Origin of the sequence: Campylobacter concisus (genome assembly GCF_002912425.1) — a bacterium.
Lineage (GTDB): Bacteria > Campylobacterota > Campylobacteria > Campylobacterales > Campylobacteraceae > Campylobacter_A > Campylobacter_A concisus_AH.
The window spans coordinates 1-6,114 of sequence record NZ_POYR01000067.1 but is presented as its reverse complement, the minus strand read 5'-3'; the positions used below and the strand labels follow the sequence as shown (position 1 = coordinate 6,114).

Below are 6,114 nucleotides of genomic sequence, written 5' to 3'. Positions count from 1 at the left end.
AAATAATAGATATAACAAGTTGGCTTTTTATAATTTCCGCACAAGCTCACATGACTCTTGGTGTCTTAGTAAGATTTTAGAATTTTTACAAAAAACATGCTAAAATTACTGCAAGCTTAAAAATTTGCTACATAAATTTTTATTTTGCTACAAACATTAAGCTATATTTTATGAAAGGTGACTGCAATATAATATTGTAGAAACATCGTAGTTTAGGTATCAATGGTGTCAAGGGGGAGACTTGAACTCCCGACCTCCGGCTTATGAGGATTTTTTATATGAGCTCCTGAAAGCCTGAAATACGCACTTTAGACGATTTTTTACTTAGTCGTTACATAAAACTGTTCCATTTTTGACCGGTTGGCTATTAAATATGGGACAACACTTAAGGGAGCGAAACGGTATATATTACTACCGAGTCACACTTGCTCCAAGCATCAGAAAATTTTTTAACGAAAAGCGAGAAATTTGCTTCTCCACATCCACTAATCTCTTGGAAAAAGCCAGAAAAAGGGCTAAAATTCTAGATAATAATCTTTACCTGATAAAAAGGGCAGTTCACATGAATCTTAGTGATAACATAATCCAATCTTTTGTAAATTCGTTTATGAAAGTAAAGCTTAGTAAGAGCATCAAAGAGCACTCTCTTCTTAATAAGAAGATGGATGTAGAATTTCTAAATGCGCTCAATGACTACTTTAAACAAAGTTTGATAGATGGCGATCTACCTCAAATTTTAATTAAGGATATAAGTAATATCACTAACACTGCTGGTGCTCTTGGCAGCAAGGATAAAGAGAACATAGGGCAAACTCTTTTAGAGAAAAACATACTAACACTTAACTATCTTGTATCAAAGCTTGAGAAGAGCAGTGTGCTCTTTGATGACAAGCGTGAGCACTGTTTCCTTGAAGATGGCTCTAATGATACTAAAGCCACGCCTAGTTCGTTTGATGCTAAGGATATAGATTCTTTTCAAGAAAATATAAAAGAGCTTGAAGATAGCGGTTGTTTGCCTATTACGGATGGACAGCTTAAGGCTATGGCTCAGAGGATTAGCGAAACGGTTTATGCCATACTAGATCAAAAGTATGGCTCGACCTCAAATTTAAAGCTAGTAAGAACAAATAATAGCCATAGAAGCATGGAAGATATCATAATGGATCCAAATCCACCAAAAAATATCAAGATAAAATTAGATGACGATAGTAGCTTTAGTATTTTTAATCCTAGCGCCCAAGTAACACAAGAGTATGAGATCAGGCAAGCATTGCAAGTGGCATCTGGCTCTAGCAATCAATTCACAGCTTTAAATTTAGAAGATCAAAAGAGCTTAAAGGATGCATTTCATATATTTGAAACAAACACTAAAAGAGCTGACAAGTGGTCGCCAGATACGCAAAGATTAGTTACTGGCGTAAAAAAGCTCTTATTTTTATACTTTAAAGAAGATACGCCAGTTTATAAGATCACGAGAGATAACTTGCTTGAATTTAGAGATCTTCTTTATAAAGTTCCAACTAAGCTAGCCCAAAAGAGTAGGTATAAAGATAAAAGTTTATCTCAGATACTTAAGCTAGGTGAAAAGGACGATAAACTCTCTGAGCCTACTATCCAAAAATATATGATAAGGGTTATTCAGTTTTTTAACTACTGCTTTGATAGTGGCTATATAGGTAAAAGCATAACTGCAAAAATGAACGTCAAGATAGACATAGACCCTAGCGAAAGGGCAGTGCTTCCATACGAAGCATCAGAAGCTAGGAAGATCTTTGAGATAGTAACTAGTATCAAACAAAGTGGTAAATCACCAAGTTCAAGGATAGAGGCTAGTGAGCTCTACTACGTCACAATGATAGCTGCTTATAGTGGCATGAGGATAAAAGAGATCACACAACTTCATAAAGAAGATATAGTCTTAAAAGATGGAATTTACTGCTTTAACATCAATACAAATGATGGTAAAACTACCAAGACTAAAAATAGTATTAGATTTGTGCCTATTCATAGTAAGCTCATAGATCTAGGTTTGCTAAAATATGTTAATAGCAAGAAAAGCGGAAATATATTTAAGGTAAGCAATAAGGACTTCTCTGAAATTTTTAGAAGCCAGATCCAAAGAAAGTTTATAGACAAAGACTCTAAAAAGACCTTTTACTCTTTTAGACACTACTTTATAGACTATCTAGTGCAGCGCGAGGTATAGGCTAACCTTATAGCTCAGATAGTAGGACATGAAAAGCAGTATAAAATTTTGCTAAACACTTATGCTAAGCCTATTAATGCAAACACACTAAAGAGTAAAGTAGAGATGGTATCGTATGAAAATGAATAGGAATAAATTTCAAAGCATGAGCTTTAAGACTATTCTTATATCTTATTTAGTATTATTTTAGGTATTAAATAAAGGATAAAAATGCAAACCATACGCAAAGCAATATCATATGGCACAGCACTTAAGGAAAAGAAGTTGAATTTTGAGGCTAACTACTCTAAAACTAAATGCTTTTATATTTTATAAGTATTGTTATATAATTCATAAAAATTAAAAAGGTTTTTTGTGACTTACAGAGTAGGAAGTTTATTTGCTGGAGTTGGTGGTGTGTGCCAAGCATTTAAAAATTCAAATTGTAATGTTGTATGGGCAAATGAAATTGATAAAGACGCTTGTAAAACTTACAGATTGAATCACGTCAGCACCAACCTCATTGAAGGAGATGTTAAAAAGTTAAATGGTAAAAATTTAAGTGATATAGATATATTAACAGCAGGTTTTCCTTGTCAGCCCTTTTCACTTGCTGGACATGGCAGAGGGTTTGAAGATGAACGTGGTAAGCTTTTTTTTGAAGTATCAAGATTACTAAAAGAATTAAGGCCGAAAGCCTTTTTTTTAGAGAATGTTAAAACCATAGCTTCTCATAATAACGGTGAAACTTTTAAAACCATTAGAAATGAGATAAAAAGAGCTGGATATTCTTTTATACCATTTATATTAAACGCTGCAAAGTATACAGACATACCACAGGGAAGGGAAAGAATTTATATTGTAGGCTTTAAGGATGAAGACGACTATTTATTTGAAAAACCTATAAAAGAAAATATAAAAGAAACGGAACAATCCAATCTACTATCTAGCAAGTTTAAAATTCCCAAGGAAACAAATAAGAAACCAAAAAGTATAAAATTCTTTCTAGATAACTCGTGCGTTACCTTGACTGATATTTATAACGACAAAAATAATAAAATTCACCGTAAAGTGATAGAGAGTGTTGTGGATGAAAATATTGTTTATCAGTATAGACGCTATTATGTTCGCCCTAATAAATCAAATGTGTGCCCTACTCTAACTGCAAATATGGGTGCAGGTGGACACAATATACCAATTATATTAGATGATGGTGTAATAAGAAGATTAACCCCAAAAGAATGTTTTAATTTACAAGGCTTTTCAAGGGACTTTATACTCCCATCAAACATATCAAGAGCACAGTTGTATAAGCAGGCTGGAAATTCTGTTGTTGTGCCAATGGTTGAAAAAATTGCAAAAGAGATTGTAGCGGTGTTGGATGGATCCGATAGAAATTAATCCAAATGTTGCAAATTTTATCAAATCGCTTCGCGACATAGGGTATACTTTCGAGGTAGCAGTTGCAGATATCATTGATAACAGTATATCAGCTGGCGCAAATGATATAAAAATTTATGCCATACAGCATCCTGAACCGTTTTTTTGCATTCTAGATAATGGTGCGGGAATGGACGAAGATGAACTAATAGAAGCTATGAGGCTATCATCAAAAAATCCAGATGAGAAAAGAAATGATATCGCACTTGGTAAATTTGGTTTAGGTCTTAAAACGGCTTCATTTTCTCAATGTAAAAAACTTACCGTTGTATCAAAAAAATGTAATCAGATAAACATTAAACAATGGGACTTGGACTATATCTCTAAAAGCGATAAATGGCTACTTTTGACGCCTGAGTTGAGCGAGTATAAAAATCTTGAAATCTTTAAAGATTTTTATAAAAACGATAATTCTACTCTTGTTGTATGGGAAGATATGGACAAAATCGAGCAAATTTCAGAATGTTTAGAACCGCTAAGAGAGCATTTGTCTTTGGTTTTTCATCAATTTTTAGAGGGAGCTGACGGCGCAAGAAAAATAAAAATATCCATCAACAATAATCCATTAATACCTTTTAATCCGTTTAATCCAACACATGATGCAACCTTTATGAAATCTACAGAAATAATTAAATACAACGAAAAAGAAATAAAAATTACTCCATTTATCTTACCGCATCATTCAAAAGTGACTTTATCGGAATGGGAAAAATATAGTGGGAGAGAAGGCTATATAAAATCTCAAGGTTTTTATCTATACAGAGCCCACAGGCTACTTGTTTACGGTAAATGGTGGGGTATTCTTAAATCTAGCGATACAACAAAGCTTGTTCGTATAAAGATTGAAATTTCAAACGATCAAGACGAGTTGTGGAATATTGATGTAAAAAAGTCTATCGCAAATCCAGTTGCTGGCTTGAAAGAAGAGCTTAAAAGAGTTGCTCTATACTCCATAAAAGATGGGGTAAAGCCCTTTTTCACTCGTGGTCGTAAAATAAATGACAAAAATGTTATTAGATTTTGGGATTTAGTTTGCGAAGATAGCAAAATTTATTTTGCAATAAATAAAGAAAATCCAATGCATCAAAAATTATTAGATTTATTGGATTTGCAAACGAGAGAACTATTTCAGCTATACCTAAAATCACTTGAGGCATGCATACCATTAGAAGCTATACAGGTACAGGTCCAGCAAAATCCACATAATTTTAGGCAAGAGGGTATTATTTCAAATACAGAAGCGGTTAAAATACTGGAATATCTAAAAAATATAGGACTTAGCGAAGATGAAATTAAAAAAATAGAGATTTTTAAAAAATATAAGGAGCCGTTGGATGGAATGTAGTTTTTATGAAGAAGTTTTTAATTTTTCAAAAAGTAGTTTGACCAACAAGTACTCTAAACAGAATGAGGTTTTACAAGAGGAAGATATTGACAACGAAATATCTCGAGTAAAAAGATTTATTAAGTCCGACATTAAAGTTGATATATTTAACCAAGACGGCGATTTTTCAGATAATGATTATGAAAAACTAAAAGACGACTTAGAGAAATATTTTAATGTAAGGATGAGTACGGGCTTAGTAATAAAAGGCGATGAACAAAAACGACGCAATACGTCTTGGTATAGCATAAACACAAAAGCCAATAATAGTAATTTTTACTGGGATAGATTGGAAAAATTTTATAAAGGCTTATTGCCTCCGCAAGTTATCAAGACTGTAGATGATGATACTGATATGATAATGAATCAAATTGGAGATCCAAGAGAGAATAAATTTAGTGTATACGGTATGGTTGTAGGGCATGTTCAGTCTGGCAAAACTTCAAACTATGCTTCCTTGATATGTAAGGCTGCCGATATTGGTTATAAATTTATAGTTATTGTTGCTGGAGATAAAAACAATCTTAGAAACCAGACTCAAATTCGTATAAATGAGGCTTTTGTTGGTAAAAATGACTCAAAAATAGTCGGGGTTGGACTTGATGATTTGCCTAATGCAAATAGAATGCAACCCATTAGCTTGACTACGGAAATAAGCGATTTTAATACAACAGATGCACGTAAAAACTCACAAGGTGTAAATTTTGATAATATTAATACGCCAGTACTTTTGGTTATAAAGAAAAACGCAAGCACTCTTTCCAATGTCATAAGATGGATCAAGTTTCATTATAATAATAAAATTTCAAAACATGCCATGTTATTGATAGATGACGAGTCTGACTATGCCTCCATAAATACAAAAGAGGAGGGTGATCCAACCACTATAAATAAAGAATTAAGGGCTCTTTTGGAGCTTTTCGAAAAAAGCTCTTATGTTGCATATACTGCCACACCTTATGCAAATATTTTTATAGATCATACAATAGAAGATGAGCAAAGCGTAAAAATTAAAAACATGAATGAGCAGATTTCTAAAGATTTATTTCCAAGAGATTTTATATATGCCCTTGATGCACCAACTAATTATTTCGGCGCCGAAAAG

At 33.0% G+C, this 6,114-nt stretch carries 3 protein-coding genes and 1 pseudogene; all 4 read left to right on the top strand.

The window, feature by feature from the left end; genetic code table 11:
* The first annotated feature begins 562 nt into the window (after nucleotides 1–562).
* On the top strand, nucleotides 563–2,206 hold the full coding sequence (locus CYP84_RS04160; protein WP_258033890.1) for a site-specific integrase: 1,644 nt from the start codon (nucleotides 563–565) through the stop codon (nucleotides 2,204–2,206).
* Nucleotides 2,207–2,560: 354 nt separating this feature from the next.
* Nucleotides 2,561–3,586 (top strand): DNA cytosine methyltransferase, encoded by a 1,026-nt coding sequence (locus CYP84_RS04155; RefSeq protein WP_084042020.1) that lies wholly within the window; start codon nucleotides 2,561–2,563, stop codon nucleotides 3,584–3,586.
* On the top strand, nucleotides 3,567–4,970 hold the full coding sequence (locus CYP84_RS04150; protein ID WP_084042019.1) for an ATP-binding protein: 1,404 nt from the start codon (nucleotides 3,567–3,569) through the stop codon (nucleotides 4,968–4,970). Before CYP84_RS04155 ends, CYP84_RS04150 begins: the two co-directional genes overlap by 20 nt.
* Nucleotides 4,960–6,114, top strand: a pseudogene (locus CYP84_RS04145) (Z1 domain-containing protein); the annotation flags it as partial. The gene CYP84_RS04150 and the pseudogene CYP84_RS04145, both read left to right, overlap by 11 nt.

Bases quoted from the DNA above. Each gene is read 5' to 3' on its own strand.
- CYP84_RS04160 (WP_258033890.1), top strand. From the start codon at position 563: ATGAATCTTAGTGATAACATAATCCAATCTTTTGTAAATTCGTTTATG.
- CYP84_RS04150 (WP_084042019.1), top strand. From the start codon at position 3,567: ATGGATCCGATAGAAATTAATCCAAATGTTGCAAATTTTATCAAATCG.